The sequence below is a fragment of the Massilia sp. BKSP1R2A-1 genome (assembly GCF_050586525.1).
Taxonomy (GTDB): Bacteria; Pseudomonadota; Gammaproteobacteria; order Burkholderiales; family Burkholderiaceae_D; genus Telluria.
This window is the reverse complement of the sequence record NZ_JBOBRE010000008.1, coordinates 145,766-170,844: the sequence shown is the minus strand read 5'-3', so window position 1 is coordinate 170,844 and position 25,079 is coordinate 145,766. Positions and strand designations below refer to the sequence as shown.

Genomic DNA, 25,079 nt, shown 5'->3' with positions numbered 1-25,079 from the left:
GTAAAGCGGAACATTGCATTGTACGCGTCAATGGCCTGCTCCGCTTCCAGCGGGCCGCGGTGGAACGACCTAGTTGGATTGCAGCATCGAACGCACCGTCGCCTCTTTCGCCAGCACGTAATCGTGGCCGGCGAGCACGAGGTTGGTGGTCGGCTGGATCACCTTGATGTTCACGAACACGGCTTCGCGGGTCTCGGCATAGGAGCCGACCACGACCGCCTCGGCATTGTGGGTATGCGCCACGTCGCCGATCTCGCGCGTGAGCATGAGTTCGCCCTGGCCGCGCTTCAGGTAGACGCTGTTGCGCAGCTTCATCTCCAGCATCTTCATGCCGCCCTGCGCCAGGCGGGTCGACAGTTGCTCGGACACCAGGCGGCCCAGCATCGAGGTCTGCTCGAGCGCGTCGATGTTGACGATGGTGGCCATGATCAGGGGCTTTTCGTCGGACAGCTTGCCACGCAGCTGCAGCGCCAGCGCATCGGCGGCGCGGTAGTTGGCGGCGACGAAAGCATTCGCCGAGACCGAGGTGTAATCGGTGTCCGCCTGCTGGGTCGAGCAGGCGCCCAGCAGCAGCGGAAGCACGAGGACGGCGGCGCGCATGGTCGGGAATCGCATCATGGCCTCAATAGTTGCGGACCGCGAAGGTCTTCGATGGCTGGAAGGCGGCGTCGTACAGGGCGCGGTCGGAATCGACCGTGTAGTACACCATGGTGCTGCGTGCGTAGTAGCGCGAATCGTCGGCCAGCGAGAGGTTGACGATGATCTCGGTCTTCGGCGTGGCGCCGGTGGCGAACTGCGCGCGGAACCAGGTGTAGGCATCGTGGCCGGCGATCGCGACCGTGGCGAGCCATTCGACCGAATGGTCGATGCCGGTCAGCACCCAGGCGCCGGCCACCAGGGCGGTGCGCTCGCCGGCAAACTTGTACTGCGGACGCTTGGGCGAGAAGGCCACTACCTGGGTGTCGAGCTCGATGCGCAGCGCATTAGCGTCCGGCACCTTGACCACGGCATAGCCCTGGTTGACGAGGGCCGTGACCAGGTGGGAACTGACGCCCTGGGCGAAAGCGCTCGACTGCTGCGAGGTCACGTAGAGCGGACGCTTGGCGTTCACCTTGAGCGAAGGCGCGAGCTGGCCCGTCATGTGGCGCGCGATGACGCCCCAGTGGGCGGCCGCCTGCAGCTTGTCCTGCTGGGTGCTCGGGAAATTGGTGGCCACCGGGGCCGGGCTGTAGGGAACGGCGCAGCCTGCCGTCAGCAGGGCGCCAAGAAGCGCGAGGCCGGCTCGAAATCGCATGAAGATGAAGGTCCTGTCAGTCTGTCTCGATGGCGCCGGAACGGCGCGGGTTCGGGATGGGACTGTAGCACAGGAGTTTCCCTACAGCAATTACGCCATATGGCTGTGATGGCTGCCAGCAACGGTCGATGCTCAGCCTGGCACCTCGGCCTCAAGCAGGAAGGCTTCGATCATCGCCGCCAGCAATTCCGGCTGATCATGGTGCAACATGTGCCCGGCCCCCGGCATCATGCGCGCCGTCACCTTCGCCAGGTGCTCGCGGCGGCGGTCGATTTCCGCCCTCGCCTGCTCCTTCGGCCCCATCCAGCGCCACATTTCCGTCTCTTCCGCCTCGACCCACAGCACCGGCGCCGTGATCTGGGTCCAGCAAGCCAGCACCTCGTCCGCGTGATAGAGCAGCGGCCCGGTCATCTTGTGCGCCGGGTCGCCCAGGATGCGCCATTGGCCGTCCGCATCCTGGGCCGACCAGTGTCCGGCCAGGAAGGCGGCGCGTTCGCCGGACAGGCGCGGGTTGGTCTTCTGCAGGCGGCCCGCCACCTCGTCCAGGCTGGCGTAGCCGCGCATCTCGGGTTTGGCGCGCAGTTCGTCCAGCCATTTGGCGTATCGGCCCGGCGCTTGCGAAGCACGCGTGGCCGGCAGGCCGAAGCCTTCCAGGTTGATGAGCTTCGCAATGCGGGAAGGTCGGATGCCCGCGTACAGGCTGACGATGTTGCCGCCCATGCTGTGCCCCAGCAGGTTCACGGCTTCGCCCGGCGCGTAATGGTCGAGCACGGCCTCGAGGTCGGCCAGGTAGTCGGGGAACCAGTAGGTGTCGCCGTGGGTGCGCTCGCTCTGGCCAAAACCGCGCCAGTCGAAGGCGATCACATGCCAGTCGCCCTCGAGCGCGTCGACCACGAACTGGAAAGAAGCCGCCACGTCCATCCAGCCATGCTGCATGAAGATCTTGGGCGCACCCTCGCGGCCCCAGTGGCGCACGTGGCACGTCAAACCGCGGATGGTCAGGAATTCGGAACGGGAGGCGTGCATGGCTTTTCAATAAAAAGAACGATCGTTCGCATTATACGGCGATGAACTTGATTTCGCACGGGATGCCCCCATTTGCTCGCGACCGGACGATGGCGGACGCAGGGTTTACAATAGCGGCATTTCAACCTTCCGCGAGCACATCCATGGCGATTTACCAGCTGGGCGAGCATGCGCCCGAGATCGACGCCTCGAGCTTCGTGGCCGATTCGGCTACCCTGATCGGCAAGGTCACGCTCGAAGCCAACGCTTCGGTGTGGTACGGCGCCACGCTGCGCGGCGACAACGAACGCATCACCATCGGCGAGAACAGCAATGTGCAGGAAGGCACGGTGATGCACACCGACATGGGCTTTCCCCTCACCCTTGGCAAGAACGTGACGGTCGGTCACCAGGCCATGCTGCATGGCTGCACGGTCGGCGATGGCTCGCTGATCGGCATCCAGGCCGTGATCCTGAACGGCGCGAAGATCGGCAAGGGCTGCCTGGTGGGCGCCGGCGCCCTGGTTACCGAAGGCAAGGAGTTCCCGGACGGTTCGCTGATCCTGGGGTCGCCTGCCAAGGTCGTGCGCACCCTGACGGAAGAAGACATGCTGCGCCTGCAGGCCAGCGCCGCGAGCTATGTGGCGCGCGGCCAGCTGTTCAAGGCGCAGCTCAAGCAAATCGGATAAGACAATGATAGAAGCAATGACCACCCCGCGCGACACCCTGCAAAAATTCATCTTCGACAACGCCGCCGTGCGCGGCGAGCTGATCGAGATTTCCGACACCTGGCGCGAGATCCAGGCGCGCCACGCCTACCCGAAAGCGGTGCGCTCGGCGCTCGGCGAGATGGTCGCGGCCAGCGCCCTGCTCTCGGCCAACCTGAAGTTCAATGGCGCCATCGTGATGCAGATCTTCGGCGACGGACCGGTACGCCTCCTGGTGGTCGAATGCGACGCCCAGCTGCGCATCCGCGCCACCGCCAAGCTCGCGCCGGACGCCGAGATTCCCGAGACCGCCTCGCTGACCGACATGTTCAACGTGAACGGCAAGGGCCGTTTCGTGATCACCCTCGACCCGGCCGACAAGGTCCCGGGCCAGCAGCCCTACCAGGGCGTGGTGCCGCTGATCGGCGAGGACATGGCGACCGTCATCGAGAACTACATGCTGCGTTCCGAGCAGATGGACACGCGCCTGTGGCTGGCGGCCGACGACAGCGTCTCGCGCGGCCTGCTGCTGCAGAAGCTGCCGCGCCACAGCGGCAAGGACGACCAGCAGAAGCAGGCTTCGGAAGCCGAGGACCTCGAGACCTGGAACCGCGCCGTGATGCTGGGCCAGACCCTGAAGCGCGACGAACTGCTCTCCACCGGCATCGAGACCCTGCTCAAGCGCCTGTTCTGGGAAGAGACCATCCGCGTCTTCGATCCGCAGCATCCGCAGTTCCACTGCAGCTGCACGCGCGAGAAGGTCGGCAATATGCTCAAGATGCTGGGCCAGCCGGAAGTCGAGTCGGCGCTGGCGGATCTCGGCGAACTGGGCATCAATTGCGACTTCTGCGGCAAGCACTACGCCTTCGACAAGGTTGACTGCGCCCAGCTGTTCGCCAGCGATACACCGGTGGAAACCATGATGCCGGCCAGCGGCAGTATCCAGTAAGGACGGCGATGCGCGACACGCCCCGTAGCGAATTTCCCCACTTCCTCGCGATTTCCACGCGCTGGATGGACAACGACAGCTACGGGCATGTCAACAACGTCAACTACTACAGCTTCTTCGACACGGCGGTCAACCGCCACCTGATCGAGCAAGGGGTGCTGGACATCCACCAGGGCGGTGTGGTCGGCCTGGTGGTGGAAACCGGCTGCCAGTATTTCAGCCCGATCTCCTTCCCCGACACCGTGCATGCCGGCGTGCGCGTGGCGAAGCTCGGCAACTCGAGCGTGCGCTACGAGATCGCGCTGTACCGCAACGACGACCCCCTGCCCTCGGCGGCCGGCCATTTCACCCACGTCTACGTGGACCGCGGCACCAACCGGCCGACGCCGATTCCCGCCGCGACGCGCGCGGTCCTCGAAAAGCTTATGTAGGGTGGGCGGCTTTGCCGCCCGCGCGTTCAAGCGGCTCTCGGGCATCCGCGTCGCATCCGTTCACACGGGAGTTGAACGCGCGTTGGGCAAAGCCGAACACCCTACAACCCCAACGCCTTCATGACTTTGCCGATATCCGCCGCATACACCTGCGTCATCGGCTGGTACGGCGTCCGGCACGGCATCGCCAGCGTCGACCCATCCTCGAGTCCCAGCTCCACCACATGCCGCGCGGCGCAGGCCGCGACAATGGCCGGCAGCGCCTCGGCTCCGCCGAACACCGGCAGACCTTCGACACGCTTCACCACCGCGTCCTTGCGCAGCGTACTGCACTTCGGCAGGGTGTCGAGCAGGATCCTGTCGGGCGCCGGCGTGATGCTGCGCCCGCCCGCGCAATCTTCCTGCATCAGCCGGGTGATCGCCTGCAGCATCATGGCGTCGACGTGCGCCTGGCGCGGCGCACGCGGCGTCGCCAGGCCGGTCTCGCCGAGCACCTCCGCCCACCGCGCGCGCATCGGGCCGGCGCCATCCAGCAACGCCGGCAGCACACGCGGCGCGCAGGAAGCTTCGCCGCATTCCAGCGCGCGCATGAACTCCGGCCGGGCGCCAAGCCGCAACTGCGCGTAGAAGCGATCCAGCCGCGCGTAGGGCCTGCCCCCGCCCTGGCGCGCCGCCAGCGCGTAGACGTAGGCCGGCAGGCCGCAGCCGTATTCGAGCCGGCGCGCATCGATCTCGCGGGCCGGCATCGCGCGCCAGCTGCGCTCACCCGTGCCGAGCATGCAATCGGCCAGCGCGTCGTCGAGTTCCGCGGCCGCCTGCCCAGGGGTGAGCCAGCCCTGGCGCAGCGAGACGCTCCAGCGCAGGAACTCGGCCCCGCCTTCGTGGATGAGCCGCGCATCCGGATAGCTGTCGACCGCGTCGCGCATCTGGAAGCGGTGGCTGACTTCGTGGGCCACCAGCTTGTTCAGCTTGCGCTGGTACTCGGGCGCGGGGTCGGCCGGCCAGTTGAACAGGGTGAGCAGCAGCACGTCGCCGGCGCTGCCGCCGATGTTCGGCCCGCCCGGCTCCTCGGCCAGGCCCGCGGCGATGATGGGAGGGATGTAGTCCGCCTGCGGCATTTCCCGCTTCAGGGCGCGCGTGACGCCTTCGGCCACGCTGCGGATCCGGGCGACGGCCGACCTGCTCAGCGCCGGGTCGAAGTAGTCGAGGCCGGCGCCGCTCTGGCGGGCCGGGAACAGCAGGCTTGAAGCGTCGGCGTGCGCCGGGGCGCTGCGATCGAAGGTCCGTCCCGCTGCGCGGATCGTGGCCGGGCCGGCGAAACGGTAGCTGACCGGCCCGCATTCCTCGCCCACCGCGTAGTTCGACATGTGGGCGTACAAGGCCTGGCCCACCGGGAAGGAGCCGGGATAACCGGCCACCTTGTCGCTGGTGGCCGGCACCCGGAAGCGCAGTGCGGCGCAAGCCTGGGCGCCGCGCGCGAGCGTGTCGCCGCCGGCGGCTCCGCAGCCATCCGGGGCCTGCCAGCGCGCACGGATGCGTGCGGCGTCCGCGCCCTTCTTCAGGAAGGACAGCCCGGTGCAGGCGGCCGGCAACTCGTATGCGGCCTCGAGCGCGTCGGCTGCGGCCAGGCGCACCGTGACGGCAACGCCGCCAGCCGTGGCCTGCAGGCCGATGGCGAACAGGCCGCAGGCCAATCCGGCGCGGATCATGGCTTGCCGGACGGTTCGGGCTCCGCGAAGGTGTACACGATCAGCGCATCGTTGTCCCAGCTCTTGTCGCGCAGCGGCGTCTGGAAGACATGGCCGTTATCGCGCAGCGGCAGTCCGGACTTGCGGTCTCCGGAAACCACCGTGGCCGAGAGCAGGCGTTGCGGCGCGCGATACAGGTAGGCCGTCATCGGCAGGTTGCAGATGCCGCCGGCCGCCACCGCGCCGGCGCGGTACATCAAGGGAATCTCTTCCTTGCGCACCGCCGCCCGCACCTCGCATTCCATGCGCAGGTCGCCCAGCCGGCGCGCGTTCGCCGGCACGCCTGGCGTATTCACGCGCGGACGCCAGCGGAACTGGTCCTTCTTGCGGTTCAGGATCAGGTCCGCATTGTCCGACAGCGCTTCCGGGCTGCGCGGCAGCAGGAAGGTGCTGTCCTGGTCGAGCGGCAGCGCGATATCGACCGTGTTGCCGGCAAGGCGCAGCTGCAGGCCCTCGGCGTTCGCCATCTTCCCGTCCCTGGTCCAGAGCTCGAAACGCAGGCTGGCCTGGGGCGCCAGGCGCGCGCGCTTGTCATCCCAGACGTCCAGGCCGCGCACCATGTGCCGGTAGGGCTGCAGCTCGGGGTCCTTGACGCTGCTGACCTGCACCTGTTCGGCCGGCGGGTCCTGGATTGCCGCGTCCTGGGCGGACGCTGGGGCGGCCATCGTCAGCAGGACGGCCATGATCGACAAGGGTTTCATGCGTCTCCAATCGGGATTTCGATCCATCGATTGTAAAGACTTCCACGCTCCGAAAATACGCACATCCTCACGACCCGCTGATGAACCGGGACACCCAAAACACGCGATTTTCAAAGGAGTGCTAAGCTGATGCATCTTTGACAGTGTTGTCGATTTATACAAACACTGCAGTACTCACCACAGGAGAAATGCGATGCACATGGATACTGGAATCAGCACCGAAGACCGCGCCAAGATCGTCGAATCCCTCTCGACGGTCCTGGCCGATGCCTACATGCTCTACCTGAAGACCCACAACTTCCACTGGAACGTGACCGGCCCGCTGTTTTCGAGCCTGCACGTGATGTTCGAAGAGCAGTACACCGAGCAGTGGAATGCGCTGGACGAGATCGCCGAGCGCATCCGCGCCCTGGGCCACTTCGCCCCGGCCACCTATAAACGCTATGCCGAGCTGTCGAGCATCAAGGAAGAGCCGGAAGTGCTGTCGTCGAAGGACATGCTGCGCCAGCTGGTCGACGGCAACGAGACCCTGATCCGCACCCTGCGCGCTGGCGTCAAGGTCGCCGACGAGCTGGAAGACTATCCGACCGCCGACATGCTGACCACCCGCATGGAAGTGCACGAGAAGAATGCCTGGATGCTGCGCTCCTTCCTGGAGCAGGGCGCCGGCGCGCAACAGGGCGACGCGTCGTCGGACTGATTCGGCAACCGCAGTAAGTAAAAACGCGCCTTGTGGCGCGTTTTTTGTAGGGCGGACGGGGGCGCCTGGCCGGCTCAGCCGTGCGCGCGTTCAACGTCGGTTTGCGTAGTTGCTGCGCGTCCGTGAGCTGAACGCGCGGACGGGAAACCCGTCCACCCTACGGAAACCCAGCGTTCATTTCAAGCGCGGCCACCCGACATGTGCAGGTCGACCACCTTCATGATCTCGAGGGTGAGATCGAGGTTGAACTCCTCGGCCATCAAGGCCGCCTGCAGCTCCTCGCGCGGCATGCCGACGCCTGCCGCCAGTTCGCCCAGGCCGGGCGCTGCGGCCACCGCCTTCATGGCCGCCGAGATGGCGGCGCCGTCGCCGTCCTCGAAGGCGTCGGCCAGCAGATCGGCGATGGCGTCGAGCGAATCGAGTCCGCCCTGGTTCCTGGTTGCGCTCATGATGTTCCGTGGTTCCCTGGCGCCGCTCAGTGCGTCACCTTCTGCTTGTCCTTGTTCTTCGGCTCGGGCGGCGGCGGCGGCACGGTCATCGAGACCGCGGGCTGCTCGTCCTTGCGCAGCACCTGCACGAAGATTTCGTTCTGCTTGATCATGCCGAGATCGAAGCGTGCGCGCTCCTCGACGGCGCCGAGGCCGTCGCGCAGGTCGCGCACTTCCGATTCGAGCATGGCGTTGCGCGCCTTGAGCTGTTCGGTCTTGAGGCGGGTCGCCTCGACCTGGTCGCGCATGTCGGCGACCAGCAGCCAGCTGCCCTTGCCCAGCCACAGCGGGTACTGGATCAGGATCAGCAGGGCGGCAAGCGCAATGGTGATGAGTCGCATGAGGGGTACAAAAAAGGCCGGCCCTGGACTGCAAGGCCGGCCGGCTTGACATTACTTCAGGTTGTAGAAGGCGTCGCGGCCCGGGTAGCTGGCGACGTCGCCCAGGTCTTCCTCGATGCGCAGCAGCTGGTTGTACTTGGCCATGCGGTCCGAACGCGACATCGAGCCGGTCTTGATCTGCAGGGCGTTCAGGCCCACGGCGATGTCGGCGATGGTCGAGTCCTCGGTCTCGCCCGAACGGTGCGAGATCACGGCGGTGTAGCCGGCGCGCTTGGCCATCTCGATGGCGGCGAAGGTCTCGGTCAGGGTGCCGATCTGGTTGATCTTGATGAGGATCGAGTTGGCGATGCCCTTCTGGATGCCCTCTTTCAGGATCTTGGTGTTGGTGACGAACAGGTCGTCGCCCACCAGCTGGACCTTCTTGCCCAGGGCGGCGGTGAGCGTTGCCCAGCCTTCCCAGTCGCCTTCGGCCATCGCGTCCTCGATCGAGATGATCGGGTACTTGTCGCACCAGGTGGCCAGCATGTTGGTGAAGTCTGCCGCCGACAGCGACAGGCCTTCGCCTTCGAGCACGTACTTGCCGTCCTTGTGGAACTCGCTGGCGGCGCAGTCCAGGCCGATCGCGATCTGCGGACCGGCGACGTAGCCGGCCTTCTCGATCGCCTGCATGATCAGCTGGATCGCTTCCTCGTGGCTGCCGACGTTCGGCGCGAAGCCGCCTTCGTCGCCCACCGAGGTGGCCAGGCCCTTGTCGTGCAGGATTTTCTTCAGCGAGTGGAACACTTCGGCGCCCCAGCGGATCGCTTCCTTGAAGCTCGGCGCGCCGACCGGGATGATCATGAATTCCTGGATGTCCAGGTTGTTGTCCGCGTGCGCGCCGCCGTTGATGACGTTCATCATCGGGACCGGCATCTGCATCGCGCCCGAGCCGCCGAAGTAGCGGTACAGCGGCAGGCCGGCTTCCTCGGCCGCGGCCTTGGCGACGGCCATCGACACGGCCAGCATGGCGTTCGCGCCCAGGCGGCTCTTGTTCTCGGTGCCGTCGAGGTCGATCAGGGTACGGTCCAGGAAAGCCTGTTCGTTAGCGTCCAGGCCCATGATCGCTTCGGAGATCTCGGTGTTGATATTCTCGCAGGCCTGCAGCACGCCCTTGCCGAAATAGCGGGACGGATCGCCGTCGCGCAGTTCGATCGCTTCGCGCGAACCGGTCGAGGCGCCCGAAGGAACGGCGGCGCGGCCCATCACGCCCGACTCCAGCAGCACGTCGCACTCGACGGTCGGATTGCCGCGCGAGTCAATGATTTCACGGCCGATAATATCAACGATGGCACTCATGTTCTACAGTCTCCGGAAGTAAAAAGTCAGTGTATGCGGTACGCGCGTGCGCCCAGCCGCAGGGGCGCACGCGGCAGGTGGTGCTGTTACTTGAAGTCCGCTTCGAGGAAGCCGGTCTTCTTGACGATGCGGTCGATCTCGACCAGGGTCGTGAGCAGTTCCTTCATGCGGCCGAGCGGCACGGCGTTCGGGCCGTCCGACATGGCGTTTGCCGGATCCGGGTGCGTCTCCATGAACAGGCCGGCGACACCGGCGGCGACCGCCGCACGCGACAGCACCGGGACGTGCTCGCGCTGGCCGCCCGATGAGGTGCCCTGGCCGCCCGGCAGCTGCACCGAGTGGGTCGCGTCGAACACCACCGGGCAGTTCGATTCGCGCATGATGGCGAGCGAACGCATGTCCGACACCAGGTTGTTGTAGCCGAAGGAAGCGCCGCGCTCGCAGGCCATGAAGTTATCTTCCGGCAGGCCGGCTTCGCGCGCTGCCGCGCGGGCCTTGTCGATCACGTTCTTCATGTCGCCCGGCGCGAGGAACTGGCCCTTCTTGATGTTGACCGGCTTGCCCGAACGCGCGCAGGCGTTGATGAAATCGGTCTGGCGGCAAAGAAAAGCGGGAGTCTGCAGCACGTCGACGACGCTCGCCACCTGCGGGATCATCTCTTCGTCGTGCACGTCGGTCAGGACCGGCACGCCGATCTCCCGGCGCACGTCGGCCAGGATCTCGAGACCCTTGTCGATGCCCGGGCCGCGGAAGGTCTTGCCCGACGAACGGTTCGCCTTGTCGAAAGACGACTTGTAGATGAAGGGGATGCCCAGCGCGCTGGTGATTTCCTTCAGGGTGCCTGCGGTGTCGAGCGCCATCTGGCGCGATTCGATGACGCAGGTACCGGCGATCAGGAAGATCGGCTTGTCTAGGCCGATGTCGAATCCGGCGAGTTTCATGCAGCATCTCCTTGCAGTGCCGAGGCGCGGTCCTGCGCCTGCGCGGCCACGTTGGTGTTGGCGGCCTGGTGCTTCAGAGCCGCCTGGATGAAGGCGGTGAACAGCGGATGGCCGTTACGCGGGGTCGACTTGAACTCCGGGTGGAACTGCACGCCGATGTAGAACGGATGGGTGTCACGGGAGAGTTCCATGATCTCCAGCAGGTCTTCGTTCGGGGTGCGCGCCGACACCACCAGGCCTGCCGCTTCGATCTTCGGCAGGTAGTAGTTGTTGCCTTCGTAGCGGTGGCGGTGGCGCTCGGTCACGACATTGCCGTAGATCTCGGCAGCCAGGGTGCCCGGGTTCACCGCGCAGGTCTGGGCGCCCAGGCGCATGGTGCCGCCCAGGTCGGAGTTGACGTCGCGCTTCTCGACCTTGCCGTCATGGTTCTGCCACTCGGTGATGAGGGCGACTACCGGCTGGTCGGTCTCCGGATCGAACTCGGTCGAGTTCGCGTTCGGCAGTCCGGCCACGTGGCGCGCGTATTCGATCAGCGCGACCTGCATGCCCAGGCAGATGCCGAGGTAGGGGATCCTGTTTTCGCGGGCGTAGCGGGCAGCCATGATTTTGCCTTCCACGCCGCGCTTGCCGAAGCCGCCCGGCACCAGGATGGCGTCGTACTTGGCCAGGTGCTCGCAGCCTTTCGATTCGATCTCTTCCGAGTCGAGGTATTCGATGTTGACGCGGCTCTCGGTGTGGATGCCGGCGTGGCGCAGCGCCTCGGTCAGCGACTTGTACGATTCGATCAGGTCGACGTACTTGCCCACCATGCCGATGGTGATCTCGTGCTTCGGGTTTTCCAGGGTGTGGATCAGCTTGGTCCACATCGACAGGTCGGCTTTCGGTGCTTCCAGGCCGAGCGCTTCGAGGATGATGTCGTCCAGGCCCTGGTCGCACAGCACCTGCGGCACCTTGTAGATGGTGTCCACGTCCCACACGGAGATGACGGCCTGCTCTTCCACGTTGGCGAACAGCGAGATCTTGGCGCGCTCGTCGTCGGGAATGCGGCGGTCGGCGCGGCACAGCAGCGCGTTCGGCGAAATGCCGATCTCGCGCAGCTTCTGCACCGAGTGCTGGGTCGGCTTGGTCTTCAGTTCGCCGGCCGATGCGATGTAAGGCACCAGGGTCAGGTGCACGAAGGCGGCGCCCTTGCGGCCCGAGCGCAGCGACAGCTGGCGCGCGGCTTCCAGGAAGGGCAGCGACTCGATGTCGCCGACGGTGCCGCCGATCTCGACCAGCGCCACGTCCACGCCTTCGGCGCCGCGGCGGATGTAGTCCTGGATCTCGTTGGTAATGTGCGGGATCACCTGCACGGTCTTGCCGAGGTACTCGCCGCGGCGCTCCTTACGAATCACGGATTCGTAGATCTGGCCGGTGGTGAAGTTGTTCACCTTCTTCATGCGGGTGCTGATGAAGCGCTCGTAGTGGCCCAGGTCCAGGTCGGTCTCGGCGCCGTCGTCGGTGACGAACACTTCGCCGTGCTGGGTAGGACTCATGGTGCCCGGGTCCACGTTGATGTACGGGTCGAGCTTGAGCATGGTGACCTTGAGGCCGCGCGATTCGAGGATCGCGGCCAGGGAAGCGGCCGCGATCCCCTTGCCCAGGGAAGACACGACGCCGCCAGTGACGAATACGAATTTGGTCATTTGTACTGAAGGTGCCGAATGGCACGCGCGGGAAATAGAAATTATACCTTAAACGGCGCAAATACTCCCGGCCGCCCGGCCAAATCCTGATAAAAGCGTCCATTGACAGAAAAAAACACCGCATCTCGCCAACCCTCTTTCCAATTGCAGAGCAGGCCCCGGCCTCACTCTATGCCTGGCAAATTGACCGCCGGGTGGGGGCGCATCCTATACTGCAACTTTTTGTGGCGCCGCCATGCACACACTCATCGACCAGCCCGCCGACGCCATCGCCGCTCCACCGGATCCCGGACCGCGCACCCTGGCCCTCTCCTTCACCGGCGACGGCCGCGAGTATTTCCGCATCTGGGTGGTCAACCTGCTGCTCTCGCTGGCCACGCTCGGCATCTACTCGGCCTGGGCCAAGGTACGCCGCCTGCAGTATTTCGACCGTAACACCCATCTTGCCGGCGCCACCTTCGATTTCCACGGCAACCCGCGCGCAGTGCTGGTCGGGCGCCTGCTCTCGGTCGTGCTGCTGGGCGCCTACCATTACGCCTTCGGTTTCTCGACCGCCTTTGGCCTGGCCGTCATCGTCGGCCTGCTGGCGGCCTTTCCCTACCTGATGCGCGGCGCCCTGCGCTTCCGCCTCGGGAACACCAGCTACCGCGGCCTGTGGCTGGGCTTCGACGGCTCCATCGCCCAGGCCTACCTGGCCTGGCTGCCACCCGCACTCACCTTCGTCCTGCCCGGCGCCCTGCTGGCGCTCAATCCCGGCAGTCCGGAACTGGCGGCCGCGGTGCTCCCCCTCTACCTCGCCTGGCCGCTGATGCACGGGCAGCTGCGCCGCTTCCAGCATGCCCACCTCCTGCTCGGCGACCAGCACTCGGGCTATACCGTCAAGGCGCGCCGTTTCTACAAGCCCTACCTGGTCGTCAGCCTGCTCGGCCTGGGCGCGATCGTCGCCGTGGCGCTGGTCGCCGGCATCGCCTCCTTCGCCGCGCAGGGAAGCCGCGGGCTGGTCTTCGCACCCATGATCGCTGCCATCCTCATGGTCTACGTCATGTACCTGCTGGCCGGCCCCTATATGGTGGTGCGGGTCTCGAACCTGGCGTGGTCGAACACCACCTTCCCCGGCGTGCGCATCCGCTCCACCCTGCCGGCGCGCGCCTTCATGAAGCTGCAGACGAAGAACGTGCTGCTCACCCTGCTCACCCTGGGCCTGTACCGGCCCTTCGCAGTGGTGAGCGTCTACCGCTTCCGCCTCGCCCATGTGCACATCGAGGTCGACGGCGATATCGAAGCCTTCGCCACCCACGTCGCGAAACGCGGCGGCGCGGCCGGCGACGGCGCCGCCGACGGTTTTGGCATCGACCTTTCCTGGTAAGGACATCATGAGCGCAGCCCATTATTTCGACGGCCACAGCGCCCGTCTGCACGTCGTCCAGCTCAGCACCGGCAACGGCGCCATCCACCTGCACGGCGAGACCTCGCGCAGCTATTCGCTGGCCGGCACGCGCCTGGCCGAACCCTTCGAGCATGCCCCCACCGTCCTCTACTTCAAGGACGGCAGCCATGCCGAAGTCCTCGACCCGGGCGTGCAGCAGCATCTGATGGAGGCCCTCGGCTACCGCAAGTCCTGGGTGGTGCGCTGGCAGGAACACATGGCGGCCAGCCTGCTTGCGCTGGCGCTGCTGATGGCCCTGATCGTCGCCACCTGGTTCTGGGGCCTGCCGGCGGCGGCCGAGCACCTGGCGCGCGAGGTGCCGCCCTCGGCCGACCGGGCCCTGGGCGAGAATGCCCTCGCCCTGCTGCAGAAGCAGAACCTCCTGCAGCCCTCGCGCTTCAGCGAGGACCGGCTGGAGGCGCTGCAGGGCCTGCTCCAACGGGTCCAGCCGGCGTCGCCGCGCATCCCGCTGCGCCTGAAGGTGGTGGATGCGCCCCTGCTCGGACCGAACGCGCTGGCCTTCCCGGACGGGACCATCGTCCTCACCGACCAGCTGGTGCGCACCGCCCTCGGCGAGAGCGGCGACCTCGATGCGCGCGCCGCCGCCATGCTGGCCGGCGTGCTGGCGCACGAGGTCGGCCACGTCGAGATGCGCCACAGCGTGCGCAGCATGACGCGCGCCTCGCTGACGGCGGCCCTGTCGGCGACCCTGTTCGGCGACTTCAGCGCGGTCGCCGCCGGCCTGCCTGCCCTGCTCGGCAATATGGAATATTCGCGCGACATGGAGCTGGCCGCAGACGGCTACGCGGCGGCGGCATTGAGCCGACGCGGCATCTCCACCCTGCCCCTGGCCGACCTGTTCGACCACCTGGACGAGCAGGCGGACAGGACGACGCCGAAGATGCTGCGCCAGGTAATGTCCTATGCCTCGACCCATCCGGACGGTTATGCGCGCAGCCAGCGCCTGCGCGAGGCCGAGCCTGAAACCGACGGAGAAGCCGCGGAGTAGTCACGAATTGTTGCAAATCGTCTATACAGGCAGCCGTGGGTGCTTGTTTTGGGTGCGTTTACGTTTCAGTTGGGCAATAATCCTTACTTTCCGTTCTTGAGAAAGTAAGCGGCGCCTGGCAACAGGTCGCCAGCCCGACCGCCCCATGCGCACCTTCAACAATCTCACCATCGGCGTGCGGCTTGCCGCCGGCTTCGCCCTGACCCTGTTCATGGCCGTCCTGATCGCCGGCACCGGCATGTGGCGCCTCGAGCAGGTTGCCACCGCCGCCCGCGTCACCCTGGCCACGCCGCTGGCCAAGGAGCGCCTGATCGCCGAGTGGTACACCCAGATTTTCGGCGCCGTGCGCCGCACCGCCGCCATCGTCAAGAGCAGCGATCCTTCGCTGACCGCCTACTTCAAGGAAGACGCGGCGGTGACTGCCAAGGCCGCCGCCGAGCTCGTCAAGCAGATCGAGACGCTGGTTGCGGGCGAGAAGGAAACCGCCCTGTTCCAGCGCATCATGGAGCAACGCAAGCAGTACGGCGCCGCGCGCGACAACGCCGTCAAGGCCAAGGAAGCGGGCGACCAGGCGCTGGCCGACCAGATCCTCGACGAGAAGTTCACGCCCGTGTCCAGGGCCTACCAGGAATCGATCCACGAACTGCTGGCCCTGCAGCGCGACAGCATCGCCGTCACCGCCGCCGAGATCGACGCGACCGCCGAGCGTGGCGAGACCTGGATCGCCAGCCTCACCGCCCTGATGGTGGTGCTCGGGGCGCTGTTCGCATGGACGCTCACGCGCGGCATCACCCGCCCGATCCGCGAAGCCGTGCAGGCCGCCGAGACCGTCGCCGCGGGCGACCTCACCGTGAGCATCGCCTCGAACAGCCGCGACGAGACCGGCGCCCTGCTGCGCGCCCTCTCCCACATGAATGACAGCCTGGCGAAGATCGTCAGCGAGGTGCGCAGCGGCACCGACACCATCGGCACCGCATCGGGCGAAATCGCCGCCGGCAGCATGGATCTCTCGAGCCGCACCGAGCAGCAGGCCGCCTCGATCGAGGAAACCGCCGCCTCGATGGAAGAACTGACCGGCACCGTGCGCCAGAACGCCGACAACGCGCGCCAGGCCAACCAGCTCGCCATCACCGCATCCAGCGTCGCGACCCAGGCCGGCACCGTGGTCGAGCAGGTCATCGCCACCATGGGCTCGATCAACGATTCCTCGAAGAAGATCGTCGACATCATCGGCGTCATCGACGGCATCGCCTTCCAGACCAATATCCTGGCGCTGAACGCCGCCGTGGAAGCGGCGCGCGCCGGCGAACAGGGCCGCGGCTTCGCGGTCGTCGCTTCCGAAGTGCGCACCCTGGCCCAGCGTTCGGCCGCCGCCGCCAAAGAAATCAAGGGCCTGATCGGCGACTCGGTCGAGAAGGTCGAAGCGGGCACCAGGCTGGTCGACCAGACCGGCGAGACCATGGACCAGGTGGTCAGTGCGATTCAGCGCGTGACCGACATCATGGCCGAGATCTCCTCGGCCAGCCAGGAGCAGATCCACGGCATCGACCAGGTCAACCAGGCCATCGGCCTGATGGACGAATCGACCCAGCAGAACGCCGCGCTGGTCGAGGAATCGGCGGCCGCGGCCGGATCGCTCCAGGAACAGGCTTCGCGCCTTGCCGGCCTCGTGAACGTGTTCAAGCTCGACGCGCGCAGCAGCGCCGGTGCAGCGCCGGCTTCCTCGCGCGCGGTTGCGGTGCGCAGCCAGCCGGGCGCGCGCGCCGTCAAGACTGGAGCAGGCAAGTCACAGTCCGCCAAACCTGCCAAACCCGCCAAAGCGGTCGAAAGCGAAAGCGAGTGGGAAACCTTCTAAGCAGTCCGCTTCGTCAAATGAGCCCGGTTCGCCGGGCTTTTTTGTTTCCCTATCGTCATTTGAATAGACAAATTGGTCAAAATTTGACGATTCTGCGCGACACTTTAAGGCGTCCTGGTCGTGTTTCCTTGACGCACTATCTGCCCTCCGGCACAGTCGTGGTGAAAGCGCCCTCGTCCGTTTATTCTTGCTTCGCCATCGCCCATGCCCATCGATTACCAGCAGCCTCCCGCCGAAGTCGTCCAAGCCGCCACCGCCCCCACCGCCTCTTTCGACGAACAGTACGAGGCCGCCCGCAAGCTCGCCAACGAGGGCCAGCCCGAGCTGGCCGTGGCTGCCTACAACAGCTTGCTGGCCCGCTCGCCGGGCAATGTGGACGTGCTGCTGGGCCGCGGCATCGTGCTGTCGCGCCTGGAGCGCTGGCAGGAAGCGGAAGCCGACCTGGCGGCCGCCGCCAAGGCCTCGCCCGACTATGCGGACGTCTGGTTCGCGCTGGGGAATGTGTGGCAATGGCAGGACCAGTATGCGAAAGCCGCCGACGCCTACGGGCGCGCGGCCGCGCTGCGCCCGCAGGATGGCGCCACCCGCCTGGCCCAGGCCCGCGCCCTGCGCGCCGCCGGACAGCCAGACCAGGCCCGCGCCGCACTCGAACAGGCGCGCGCCGCCGGCGGCGACAGTGCCGAGGTGGATGCGGCGCTGCGCGCCATGCAGCCTCCCCGTCCCGGCAATCCGGAAGCGGCGATCGCCTCCGGCTACACCTGGTCGACAGGCCTTTCCGGCAGCTGGCAGGACGTGGGCGACGGCCCCCGTTGGAACGACCAGACCCTGAGCGCGCGCCGCTATTTCAAGAACGGCTCGATCGGCTTTGAAGCCCTGCGCGCCCACCGCTTCGACCAGACCGGCCGCGCATGGGCGATCGACGCCTATACCGGCTTGTGGAATGGCGCCTACGCCAACCTGCGCTACCAGCGCGCGCCGAGCGAGCGCCTGTTCCCGGCCAACTCGGGCCGCGTGGAGATCTACCAGTCGCTGGGCGACGGCTGGGAGGCCTCGCTCAGCGACGACGTGCTCGGTTTCGAGTCGCGTGTGAACATCTACGGCGTCGGCCTCGGCAAGTACGTGGGCAACTTCTACGTCCAGCTGCGCCACCAGAACATCGTCTCCGAAGGATCGCACAGCTCGGGCGACCGCCTGCTGGCGCGCTGGTACTACCGCGGCGACGGCGACAGCTACCTGGAAGCGACGGCCAACCGCGGCCGCAGCGACGATCCGCTCTCGCTCACGGGCGGGCGGGCGCGCTCGGGCGGCGGCAGCGTGAACTGGGTCCACTACTTCTCGCGCGACTGGGGCGGCAAGATCGGCGCCAGCTACGCGCGCAGCGGCGGCGCCGACGGCGACCGCGAACACGGCGTCTCGATCGGCCTCTACCGCCGCTGGTAAGCGCGCATGGAAAGCCCCACCCTCAAACAGCGCCTGCGGGCCGCCCTTGGGGCCGCGCTGGATGCCTGCGCCTTCGTGCTCGAATGCCTTCCCGCCCTGATGGCCGCCTGGCTCTGCCTGCGCATCGCCGAGGGCATCCACGCGGGCGCCGCCGGCGTGCCGCAATCGACGCTGTTCGGCGTCGGCGTCGGCAACGACGCCCTGGTGCTGCTGCGCTATGCCTTCGTCTTCCTGCTGGCGGCCCTGCCGCTGGCCTTCGTCGCCGCGCGCAAGCGCCGCATCGCCTGCATCGGCCTGCTGTGGAGCGTGCTGCTGTGCGCCCAGGCGGCGCTGCAGCAGTATCACTGGGTGTCCGGCGTGCCGCTCGGCGCCGACCTGTTCGCCTACAGCGGCAGCGAAGTGGCAACGACCGTCGCGGGCGGCTGGCAGGCCAGCCCGCTGCTGGTCGCGGCCCTCCTCGCCTCGCTCGCCGTCCTGTGGGGCGTGCTGCTGCTTACCCGCCACGAGCTGTGGCCGCGCGCCAGCCGCCAGCAGGCCGGCATCGTGCTGGCCGCCAGCCTGCTGGCCTTCGCCTTCGCGCCCGGCCGCGTCGCCCCCGCCGTGGTGCGCACCGACGCCGACCTCGATTTCGTCGCCAACAAGACCGGCTTCTTCCTGGACGCGAGCCTGGCCGCCCTGCGCGGCGAAGGCGGGACACAGGCAAGCCACGCCCAGCCCAAGGGCCACGCTCCCTGGGACGGCGCCGACCCGCGCCACCCCTTCCTGCATGAAGAACGCACGCCCGACACCCTCGGTCCGCTGTTCGACAAGCGCGCCGGCACGCCACCCAACCTGGTCTTCATCATCGTCGAAGGCCTGGGCCGCAGCTTCTCGGGACCGGGCGCGCGCCTGGGCAGTTTTACCCCCTTCCTCGACGAACTCGCGGGCCGCAGCCTGTACTTCGAAAACTTCCTGGCGGGCCAGGGCCGCACCTTCGGCGTGCTCACCACGGTGTTCGGCTCGCTCCCCTTCGGCGAACACGGCCTGGCGGCCCTGGGCGAGCGCATGCCGCGCCACGATTCTCTGCTGTCCATCCTGAAGGGCCAGGGCTACGACCTGCGTTTCTACTCGGGCTCGAACATGGAGTTCGACAACGAGGGGGTGTTCCTGCGCCGCCAGGGCGTCGACACCATCGTCAGCGAACAGGACTACCGCCTGCCGGCGCGCCGCGCCAACGACTGGGGATACGCGGACCGCGAGCTGATGGAGATGGCCTTGCAGCGCGAAGCGTCGGCGCGCGCCCAGCCTTTCGCGAGCATCATCCAGACCACCAGCATGCACAGCCCCTTCACTTTCCCGGGCAAGGACGACTACCTGGGCCGTGTCGACCGGCATGTGACGCGCATGAAACTGGGCGACCGTCCGGAATACCGCAACGGCCGCGAGATCTTCGCCAGCGTCCTGTACACCGACGACGCATTGCGCCTGTTCTTCGAGCGCGCCGCGCAGCTGCCGGGTTTCGACAACACGGTGTTCGTCATCACGGGCGACCACCGCCTGCCGGAACTGCCGATGGACACGCGCATCGAGCGCTACCACGTGCCGCTGATCGTGTATTCGCCGCTGTTGAAGCGTCCACGATCGATCAAGTCGGTGTCCTCCCAGTTCGACATCGCGCCCTCGCTGCTGGCCTGGCTGTCGAAGCAGCACGGCATCCGCACGCCAAAGCAGGTGAGCTGGCTGGGCACGGGCCTGGATCTCGAACCCGCCTTCCGCAACCTGCACGCGATCCCGCTCAAGCAGACCAAGACCGAGATGAGCGACTTCGTCTCCGGCACCGCCTACCTGGTCCAGGGCCAGCTCTACACCCTGAGCGACGGCATGGCCATCGACCGTGCCGAGAATCCGGCCGCCCAGGCCCAGGCCAAGGCCCAGTTCAGCGCCTTCCTGAAGGCCAACCGCCTGGCGGGACAGGCCGAGGCCCTGGCCCCGAGCGGCGCGCCGCTCGCGCCCTACGGGGGCGAACGCAGCCTGCACTGCGTGCCCCTGGTGCAGACGCTGGGGGCGGTTGGCGTGCGTGGCGTGCGGGCCCGCCCGGGCGCCGGCGCCCTGGCGGTCGAAGCCACCTTCACCAACAGCGCGGACGTGGAATCGCGCGCCTTCGCCCCGCTGCTCGTCATCACCAACGAACACGGCCTGGAACTGGGCGAAACCACGGGCGAGGTGCGCACCCTGGCCGCCGGCGAGGCGGCAACCCTGTCCCTGCGCCCGGACCTGAAGAAGCTGCCGCCGGGCACCTATTACCTGTCGGTGATTCCGTCCAACCCCGAGACCGGCCACTCGATCGGGGTCGGCCAGTACCACGTGGAGATCAAGCTGTGACAACCCTGTTCAGGCACTTGCTGGCCTGCGTGGCGCTCGCAGCCGGCGCCCACGCCGCCGCGGCGGACGGCCCGGCCGCGCCGCGCGCGATCTGGACCTGGGAGGAAGACAGCTATGCCATGCTGCAGCAGCCGGCCCAGGCCGGGCGCGCCATCGCCTTCCTGCGCGCGAAATCGGTCGACACGGTCTTCCTGTACGCCGACGCGCTGCAGGGACGCAACCTGATCGTGAGCGAACCGGCCCTGTACCGGCGCCTCCTGCGGCGCATGCATGCCTCCGGCCTCAAGGTCTATGCCCTGCTCGGCTCGGGCTACCTGCACACCGAGCGCTACGTGCTGCCGCAGCACCATGCGCGGGCGCAGGCGATGCTGCAGCGCGTGCTCGACTACAACCGCGCGGCGGCGCCGGAAGAACGCTTCGACGGCGTCAACGTCGACATCGAGCCGCACATCCTGGACGCCTGGTCCACCCGCAAGATGGAACTGCTGGCGGGCTTCCTCGACATGTCGGAGCTGCTCATGCGCACCGTGCGCGCATCCGGCCAGGCGCTGCCGGTGGGCCCTGCCATCCCCTTCTGGCTCGACGGCATCGAGCTCGAATGGAAAGGCAAACGCAAGCCGGTCAGCCAGCACACCCAGGACACCTACGACTACGTGGCCCTGATGGACTACCGCGACCGCGCCGAGGGCGGCGACGGCATCGTCAGCCATGCGATGGACGAGCTGGAATATGGCGGCGCGATCGGACGCAAGGTGATGATCGGGGTCGAAACCCTGCCGAATGCGATCAGGAAGGTTTCCTTCCACCACCTGACCGAGGCCGATATGGAGCGCGAACTCGGCAAGACCCGCGCCGCGGTGGGTGCCATGCCTGCCTATGGCGGCTTCGTGGTGCACCATTACGGTTCGTATCGGCGCTGGCTGGGGCTGGACTGAGCCAGGTAGCATTTCCCGCTCCCCTGCAATGCACACGGCGCTACCTTGCCGGCTCCGGATGCGCGTTCCGTGCAGTAGCGCTATGATCGGCCCCGCATTGCAGCCCCCAAAGCCGGGCGGCGCAATGCGCTCCCCTACCAGCGACACGGAACCATGCACACCATCCACCGGCCTTTGCCACTTCGTTTCCTGCGCCGCGGCGCCCTGCTCACCGCTTTGCTGTCTCCCGTGGCCGCCGCGCCGGCGGGCGCCGGCATCCTGGACGACGTCCCGGACATCAAGGCCGTCACCGACTACCAGCCCAAGATCCCGCTGCGGGTGTACTCTGCCGACAAGGTCCTGATCGGCGAATTCGGCGCCGAGCGCCGCGAATTCGTGCCGATCGCGAAGATCCCGGCCCTGATGAAGGCCGCCGTGCTGTCCATCGAGGACGCGCGCTTCTACGACCACGGCGGCATCGACTGGATCCGGGCGCTGGGCGCCGCCAAGGCGAACCTGTCCGGGAGCTTCCGCCAGGGCGGCTCCACCATCACCATGCAGGTCGCCCGCAACTTCTTCCTCACCCGCGACAAGACCCTGCCGCGCAAGCTGACCGAAGTGGCCCTCGCCTACAAGATCGAAGAGGCCTTGAGCAAGGACCAGATCCTCGAGGTCTACATGAACCAGATCTACCTGGGCCAGCGCGCCTATGGTTTTTCCAGCGCCGCGCGCACCTATTTCGGCAAGGGCCTGGACCAGCTCTCGCTGGCCGAGATGGCCATGCTGGCCGGGCTGCCGCAGAACCCCTCGCGCCACAATCCGGTCGCCAATCCCGAACGCGCCCAGGCGCGCCAGCGCATCGTCCTGCGCCGCATGTTCGAGCTGAAGCACATCACGGAAAGCCAGTACCGCCGCGCCCTGGCCGAGACCCTGGTCGTGCGGCGCGACGGCGGCGGCCCCTTGCCCGGCGCCGAATACGTCGCCGAAATCGCGCGCCAGGCGGCCTACGCGCGCTTCGGCCAGGCGGCCTACGAGCGCGGCTACAGCGTGACCACGACCGTCCTCGCGGCCGAGCAACGCGCGGCCTATGAGGGCGTGCGCAAGAGCGCCATCGCCTACGACCGCCGCCACGGCTACCGCGGCCCCGAAGACCGCATCACGCTGCCGAAGGAGAGCCAGGCGCGCCAGGAAGCCATTGCCGAGGCCCTGCAGAAGCGGCCGGCGGTGGACGGCTTCACGCCGGCCGTCGTGCTGGCGGCATCGCCGAAACGGGTGAAGGTGGCGCTGCGCGACGGCGACATCATCGACATCACGGGCGCCGGCCTGGCCCTGGCGGCGCCCGCCCTGCCGGCCAACGCGAAGGCCGGCCTGCGGCTGTCCGCGGGCGCCGTGGTGCGCATCAGCAGCACCGGTAAAAGCTGGGCGATCAGCCAGGTGCCGCAGGTGGCGGCCGCCTTCGTTGCCCTGGACGCCCAGACCGGCGCCTACCGCGCCATGGTCGGCGGCTTCGACTACGGCCTGCAGAAGTTCAACCACGTGACCCAGGCCTGGCGCCAGCCGGGTTCCGCCATCAAGCCCTTCGTGTATTCGGCGGCGCTCGAGCGCGGTTTCTTCCCGGGCACCCAGATCCTCGACGAGCCGATCGATTTCTCCGCCGAGCCGGCCTATGCCAACTGGTCGCCGCGCAACGACCATGGCGGCTTCGAGGGTCCGATCACGGTGCGCTACGCGCTGGCCCATTCGAAGAACGTGCCGGCCGTGCGCCTGCTGCGCACCCTCGAAATGGATTACACCCGAGACTTCCTGACGCGCTTCGGCTTCGACGCGGCGCGCCAGCCCAGGACCCTGAGCCTGGCCCTGGGCACCGGCACGGTGACGCCGCTGCAGCTGGCCGGCGCCTACGCGGTGGTCGCCAATGGCGGCTACCGGGTCGAACCGTGGCTGGTGACGGGTATCCTGGACCGCGAAGGCAAGCCGGTGTTCGAGGCGAAGCGCCCGGCAGCGCTTGGCGATGCGGCCCGTGTGCTGGACGCGCGCAACGCCTTCATCACCGACAGCATGCTGCGCGACGTGACCCGCTACGGCACCGGCGCGGAGACGGTGCGGCAGCTGAAGCGCGGCGACATCGCGGGCAAGACCGGCACCACCAGCAATGCGGTCGACGGCTGGTTCGCGGGCTACGGCGGCAAAGTAGTGGCGGTGGCCTGGATGGGCTACGACGAGCCGCGCTCGCTCGGCAGCCACGAGTATGGCGCGACGGTGGCGATGCCGGCCTGGATCGACTACATGCGGGTGGCGCTGGCCAAGGTGCCGGAGCGCGCGCCGCTGGTGCCCGAGGGCGTGGTGCGCTCGGGCGAGGACTGGGTGTATGCGGAGTTCGCCGAGCAGGCCACAGGCCAGGAAGCGCCGCCGCCGCCCGTGCAGGATGCCGGCGCGGCGCCGGCCGGCGTGCAGCTGCCCTGAGGCTTACTTCGGCGGCGCCGGGAACTGGATGAAGGGGCCGGCCGGGGTGCGCTCCGGCGGCACATAGCCCGGGGCCGGCTTGCCGGCCTTGCCGAGGTGGCGCACATAGCGGTAGATCGCGCGCAGGTCTTCCTCGTCCATCGCGTGCAGGGTGAACCAGGGCATCGGCGGGCGCGTCTTCATGGTCTGCGCCATGCGGATCCAGTCGTCCTCCTTGACCGCGTTCATCGACAGGCGCAGATTGGTCGGGTAGGTCGTCCCCCAGGGGCCGCGCCAGCCGAGGCAGTCGCCGGTCAGCCATTCCTTTTCCGGCACCTGGCCGGCGCTCATGCCGTAGCCGGGCGTGTGGCAGTCGTTGCAGCCGCCGACCTTGACCAGGTAGCGGCCCCGTTCGATGTAGTTGCCGTGCGATTTGTCTTGCGCCAGCGCACCCGCAGGCAGCGCGACGGCCAGCGCCAGCAGCATCGCGGCGCGCGTGGTGGTTCCCGTCATCATGGTGGTCTATCCTCCGATCGTGTTGTCCTGCCGGCGGCGCCGGCGCCATGACACGCCACGCCGGTGGAGGCGCGACGGGCCGATATGCATGACGATATACGGCCTGGCCCCGGACAGACAGCCCCACGCAGGGGGGATTGACTTAGTCGATACCGGGCTCCGGCAGGGACAGCAAGGCCTGCTCGACCAGCTTGTCCGGCGGATCGCGCACGTCGAGCGTGACCCCTGCCTCGTCCGGCTGCAGGGGTTCGAGGTCGCGCAGCTGGCTGTCGAGCAAGGCTGCCGGCATGAAGTGGCCCGTGCGCGCGTCCATGCGCCGCGCGATCAGCGCGCGCTCGCCATGGAGGTGCACGAAGCGCACCTCGCCCCCACCGGCCCGCAGGATGTCGCGGTAGCGCCGCTTGAGTGCGGAACAGGCCAGCACCGCAGGCTTTCCTTCCTCCCAGATCCGCGCGATCTCGGCCCGCAGGACGTGCAGCCAGCCGAGGCGATCGTCGTCGCCGAGTGCGATTCCAGCCGCCATCTTCGCCAGGTTCCCGGACGGATGAAAGCTGTCGCCCTCGATGAAGCTTGCTTCGAGCGCCTCTGCCAGGCGCATGCCGACCTCGCTTTTGCCGGAACCGCTCACACCCATGACCACCCAGGCAATTTGTGTCATCTGTATTTACTCATGTTTCAATTGTTGCGTTTTAGCGAATCAAGATTGTTTCACTTTTACTGGATTGAGCGTGGCGCTATACTCGTCTTCGAAATTTCTCATAAGAATGATCTCCTGCCCTAACGCATTCAGA

23 protein-coding genes are annotated in these 25,079 nt (G+C 67.2%); 11 read left to right on the top strand and 12 right to left on the bottom strand.

The features are described from left to right. Positions 1–69 precede the first annotated feature (69 nt). The 3 genes from ACQ7JA_RS14285 to ACQ7JA_RS14275 form a co-directional block, all read right to left on the bottom strand. Positions 70–618: a FlgO family outer membrane protein gene (locus ACQ7JA_RS14285; protein ID WP_430898784.1), complete on the bottom strand. Its 549-nt coding sequence runs from the start codon at positions 616–618 to the stop codon at positions 70–72. A gap of 4 nt (positions 619–622) precedes the next feature. Continuing rightward, positions 623–1,294: a hypothetical protein gene (locus ACQ7JA_RS14280; RefSeq protein WP_430898782.1), complete on the bottom strand. Its 672-nt coding sequence runs from the start codon at positions 1,292–1,294 to the stop codon at positions 623–625. Between the two features lie 132 nt (positions 1,295–1,426). Further along, on the bottom strand, positions 1,427–2,320 hold the full coding sequence (locus ACQ7JA_RS14275) for an alpha/beta fold hydrolase (RefSeq protein WP_430898780.1): 894 nt from the start codon (positions 2,318–2,320) through the stop codon (positions 1,427–1,429). 143 nt (positions 2,321–2,463) lie between these two features. Between ACQ7JA_RS14275 and ACQ7JA_RS14270 the strand changes: the two genes are divergently transcribed. From ACQ7JA_RS14270 to ACQ7JA_RS14260, 3 genes are read left to right on the top strand one after another with little or no spacing between them, the layout of a single operon-like run. Beyond that, entirely contained in the window at positions 2,464–2,988 is a 525-nt protein-coding gene (locus ACQ7JA_RS14270; RefSeq protein WP_258826000.1) for a gamma carbonic anhydrase family protein, read from the top strand. Between the two features lie 4 nt (positions 2,989–2,992). Then, positions 2,993–3,955, top strand: a complete 963-nt coding sequence (hslO, locus tag ACQ7JA_RS14265; RefSeq protein ID WP_430898778.1) for an Hsp33 family molecular chaperone HslO — start codon at positions 2,993–2,995, stop codon at positions 3,953–3,955. An 8-nt stretch (positions 3,956–3,963) separates the two neighbouring features. Beyond that, positions 3,964–4,386 (top strand): acyl-CoA thioesterase, encoded by a 423-nt coding sequence (locus tag ACQ7JA_RS14260; protein ID WP_430898776.1) that lies wholly within the window; start codon positions 3,964–3,966, stop codon positions 4,384–4,386. A 101-nt stretch (positions 4,387–4,487) separates the two neighbouring features. Here the strand turns inward: ACQ7JA_RS14260 and ACQ7JA_RS14255 are convergent, their stop codons facing one another. Then, positions 4,488–6,095 (bottom strand): hypothetical protein, encoded by a 1,608-nt coding sequence (locus ACQ7JA_RS14255; protein ID WP_430898774.1) that lies wholly within the window; start codon positions 6,093–6,095, stop codon positions 4,488–4,490. Then, positions 6,092–6,835, bottom strand: a complete 744-nt coding sequence (locus ACQ7JA_RS14250; RefSeq protein ID WP_430898772.1) for a hypothetical protein — start codon at positions 6,833–6,835, stop codon at positions 6,092–6,094. Before ACQ7JA_RS14250 ends, ACQ7JA_RS14255 begins: the two co-directional genes overlap by 4 nt. A 193-nt stretch (positions 6,836–7,028) precedes the next feature. Between ACQ7JA_RS14250 and ACQ7JA_RS14245 the strand changes: the two genes are divergently transcribed. Continuing rightward, entirely contained in the window at positions 7,029–7,535 is a 507-nt protein-coding gene (locus ACQ7JA_RS14245; RefSeq protein ID WP_258826004.1) for a Dps family protein, read from the top strand. Between the two features lie 179 nt (positions 7,536–7,714). On the opposite strand, the gene ACQ7JA_RS14240 is transcribed toward ACQ7JA_RS14245, so the two are convergent. The 5 genes from ACQ7JA_RS14240 to ACQ7JA_RS14220 all read right to left on the bottom strand — a co-directional run bounded on the left by ACQ7JA_RS14240 (position 7,715) and on the right by ACQ7JA_RS14220 (position 12,325). Further along, entirely contained in the window at positions 7,715–7,984 is a 270-nt protein-coding gene (locus ACQ7JA_RS14240) for a hypothetical protein (protein WP_430898769.1), read from the bottom strand. Between the two features lie 26 nt (positions 7,985–8,010). Further along, positions 8,011–8,364 (bottom strand): cell division protein FtsB, encoded by a 354-nt coding sequence (gene ftsB / locus ACQ7JA_RS14235; RefSeq protein ID WP_430898767.1) that lies wholly within the window; start codon positions 8,362–8,364, stop codon positions 8,011–8,013. Positions 8,365–8,415: 51 nt separating this feature from the next. Further along, positions 8,416–9,699, bottom strand: a complete 1,284-nt coding sequence (eno, locus tag ACQ7JA_RS14230) for a phosphopyruvate hydratase (RefSeq protein ID WP_430898765.1) — start codon at positions 9,697–9,699, stop codon at positions 8,416–8,418. 86 nt (positions 9,700–9,785) lie between these two features. Further along, complete coding sequence (gene kdsA / locus ACQ7JA_RS14225; protein WP_430898763.1) at positions 9,786–10,640, bottom strand: 3-deoxy-8-phosphooctulonate synthase; 855 nt, start codon at positions 10,638–10,640, stop codon at positions 9,786–9,788. Beyond that, positions 10,637–12,325, bottom strand: a complete 1,689-nt coding sequence (locus tag ACQ7JA_RS14220; protein ID WP_430898761.1) for a CTP synthase — start codon at positions 12,323–12,325, stop codon at positions 10,637–10,639. Before ACQ7JA_RS14220 ends, kdsA begins: the two co-directional genes overlap by 4 nt. 235 nt (positions 12,326–12,560) lie before the next feature. Here ACQ7JA_RS14220 and ACQ7JA_RS14215 point away from each other — a divergent pair, with 235 nt between their 5' ends. The 7 genes from ACQ7JA_RS14215 (at position 12,561) to ACQ7JA_RS14185 (ending at position 23,793) form a co-directional block, all read left to right on the top strand. Further along, on the top strand, positions 12,561–13,691 hold the full coding sequence (locus ACQ7JA_RS14215; RefSeq protein ID WP_430898759.1) for a YjgN family protein: 1,131 nt from the start codon (positions 12,561–12,563) through the stop codon (positions 13,689–13,691). 7 nt (positions 13,692–13,698) lie between these two features. After that, positions 13,699–14,760, top strand: coding sequence for a M48 family metallopeptidase (locus ACQ7JA_RS14210; protein ID WP_430898757.1), 1,062 nt, complete (start codon positions 13,699–13,701; stop codon positions 14,758–14,760). Positions 14,761–14,905: 145 nt separating this feature from the next. Beyond that, on the top strand, positions 14,906–16,615 hold the full coding sequence (locus tag ACQ7JA_RS14205) for a methyl-accepting chemotaxis protein (protein WP_430898755.1): 1,710 nt from the start codon (positions 14,906–14,908) through the stop codon (positions 16,613–16,615). Between the two features lie 204 nt (positions 16,616–16,819). After that, positions 16,820–18,055: a YaiO family outer membrane beta-barrel protein gene (locus ACQ7JA_RS14200; RefSeq protein ID WP_430898753.1), complete on the top strand. Its 1,236-nt coding sequence runs from the start codon at positions 16,820–16,822 to the stop codon at positions 18,053–18,055. Positions 18,056–18,061: 6 nt separating this feature from the next. Then, on the top strand, positions 18,062–20,416 hold the full coding sequence (locus ACQ7JA_RS14195; protein WP_430898751.1) for an LTA synthase family protein: 2,355 nt from the start codon (positions 18,062–18,064) through the stop codon (positions 20,414–20,416). Continuing rightward, positions 20,413–21,351: a hypothetical protein gene (locus ACQ7JA_RS14190; protein ID WP_430898749.1), complete on the top strand. Its 939-nt coding sequence runs from the start codon at positions 20,413–20,415 to the stop codon at positions 21,349–21,351. Before ACQ7JA_RS14195 ends, ACQ7JA_RS14190 begins: the two co-directional genes overlap by 4 nt. Before the next feature lie 153 nt (positions 21,352–21,504). Then, positions 21,505–23,793, top strand: coding sequence for a penicillin-binding protein 1A (locus ACQ7JA_RS14185; RefSeq protein WP_430898747.1), 2,289 nt, complete (start codon positions 21,505–21,507; stop codon positions 23,791–23,793). Positions 23,794–23,796: 3 nt separating this feature from the next. On the opposite strand, the gene ACQ7JA_RS14180 is transcribed toward ACQ7JA_RS14185, so the two are convergent. Both ACQ7JA_RS14180 and ACQ7JA_RS14175 read right to left on the bottom strand, forming a co-directional pair. Then, a complete protein-coding gene (locus ACQ7JA_RS14180) occupies positions 23,797–24,288 on the bottom strand; it encodes a c-type cytochrome (RefSeq protein WP_430898745.1) in 492 nt (163 codons plus the stop codon). A 142-nt stretch (positions 24,289–24,430) separates the two neighbouring features. Then, a complete protein-coding gene (locus tag ACQ7JA_RS14175; RefSeq protein WP_430898743.1) occupies positions 24,431–24,946 on the bottom strand; it encodes a gluconokinase in 516 nt (171 codons plus the stop codon). Positions 24,947–25,079: the final 133 nt, after the last annotated feature.

Excerpts from the sequence above, each read along its gene's own strand:
- ACQ7JA_RS14285 (WP_430898784.1), bottom strand. The coding sequence starts at position 618 with ATGATGCGATTCCCGACCATGCGCGCCGCCGTCCTCGTGCTTCCGCTG.
- ACQ7JA_RS14280 (WP_430898782.1), bottom strand. The coding sequence starts at position 1,294 with ATGCGATTTCGAGCCGGCCTCGCGCTTCTTGGCGCCCTGCTGACGGCA.
- ACQ7JA_RS14275 (WP_430898780.1), bottom strand. The coding sequence starts at position 2,320 with ATGCACGCCTCCCGTTCCGAATTCCTGACCATCCGCGGTTTGACGTGC.
- ACQ7JA_RS14270 (WP_258826000.1), top strand. The coding sequence starts at position 2,464 with ATGGCGATTTACCAGCTGGGCGAGCATGCGCCCGAGATCGACGCCTCG.
- hslO (WP_430898778.1), top strand. The coding sequence starts at position 2,993 with ATGATAGAAGCAATGACCACCCCGCGCGACACCCTGCAAAAATTCATC.
- ACQ7JA_RS14260 (WP_430898776.1), top strand. The coding sequence starts at position 3,964 with ATGCGCGACACGCCCCGTAGCGAATTTCCCCACTTCCTCGCGATTTCC.
- ACQ7JA_RS14255 (WP_430898774.1), bottom strand. The coding sequence starts at position 6,095 with ATGATCCGCGCCGGATTGGCCTGCGGCCTGTTCGCCATCGGCCTGCAG.
- ACQ7JA_RS14250 (WP_430898772.1), bottom strand. The coding sequence starts at position 6,835 with ATGAAACCCTTGTCGATCATGGCCGTCCTGCTGACGATGGCCGCCCCA.
- ACQ7JA_RS14245 (WP_258826004.1), top strand. The coding sequence starts at position 7,029 with ATGCACATGGATACTGGAATCAGCACCGAAGACCGCGCCAAGATCGTC.
- ACQ7JA_RS14240 (WP_430898769.1), bottom strand. The coding sequence starts at position 7,984 with ATGAGCGCAACCAGGAACCAGGGCGGACTCGATTCGCTCGACGCCATC.
- ftsB (WP_430898767.1), bottom strand. The coding sequence starts at position 8,364 with ATGCGACTCATCACCATTGCGCTTGCCGCCCTGCTGATCCTGATCCAG.
- eno (WP_430898765.1), bottom strand. The coding sequence starts at position 9,699 with ATGAGTGCCATCGTTGATATTATCGGCCGTGAAATCATTGACTCGCGC.
- kdsA (WP_430898763.1), bottom strand. The coding sequence starts at position 10,640 with ATGAAACTCGCCGGATTCGACATCGGCCTAGACAAGCCGATCTTCCTG.
- ACQ7JA_RS14220 (WP_430898761.1), bottom strand. The coding sequence starts at position 12,325 with ATGACCAAATTCGTATTCGTCACTGGCGGCGTCGTGTCTTCCCTGGGC.
- ACQ7JA_RS14215 (WP_430898759.1), top strand. The coding sequence starts at position 12,561 with ATGCACACACTCATCGACCAGCCCGCCGACGCCATCGCCGCTCCACCG.
- ACQ7JA_RS14210 (WP_430898757.1), top strand. The coding sequence starts at position 13,699 with ATGAGCGCAGCCCATTATTTCGACGGCCACAGCGCCCGTCTGCACGTC.
- ACQ7JA_RS14205 (WP_430898755.1), top strand. The coding sequence starts at position 14,906 with ATGCGCACCTTCAACAATCTCACCATCGGCGTGCGGCTTGCCGCCGGC.
- ACQ7JA_RS14200 (WP_430898753.1), top strand. The coding sequence starts at position 16,820 with ATGCCCATCGATTACCAGCAGCCTCCCGCCGAAGTCGTCCAAGCCGCC.
- ACQ7JA_RS14195 (WP_430898751.1), top strand. The coding sequence starts at position 18,062 with ATGGAAAGCCCCACCCTCAAACAGCGCCTGCGGGCCGCCCTTGGGGCC.
- ACQ7JA_RS14185 (WP_430898747.1), top strand. The coding sequence starts at position 21,505 with ATGCACACCATCCACCGGCCTTTGCCACTTCGTTTCCTGCGCCGCGGC.
- ACQ7JA_RS14180 (WP_430898745.1), bottom strand. The coding sequence starts at position 24,288 with ATGATGACGGGAACCACCACGCGCGCCGCGATGCTGCTGGCGCTGGCC.
- ACQ7JA_RS14175 (WP_430898743.1), bottom strand. The coding sequence starts at position 24,946 with ATGACACAAATTGCCTGGGTGGTCATGGGTGTGAGCGGTTCCGGCAAA.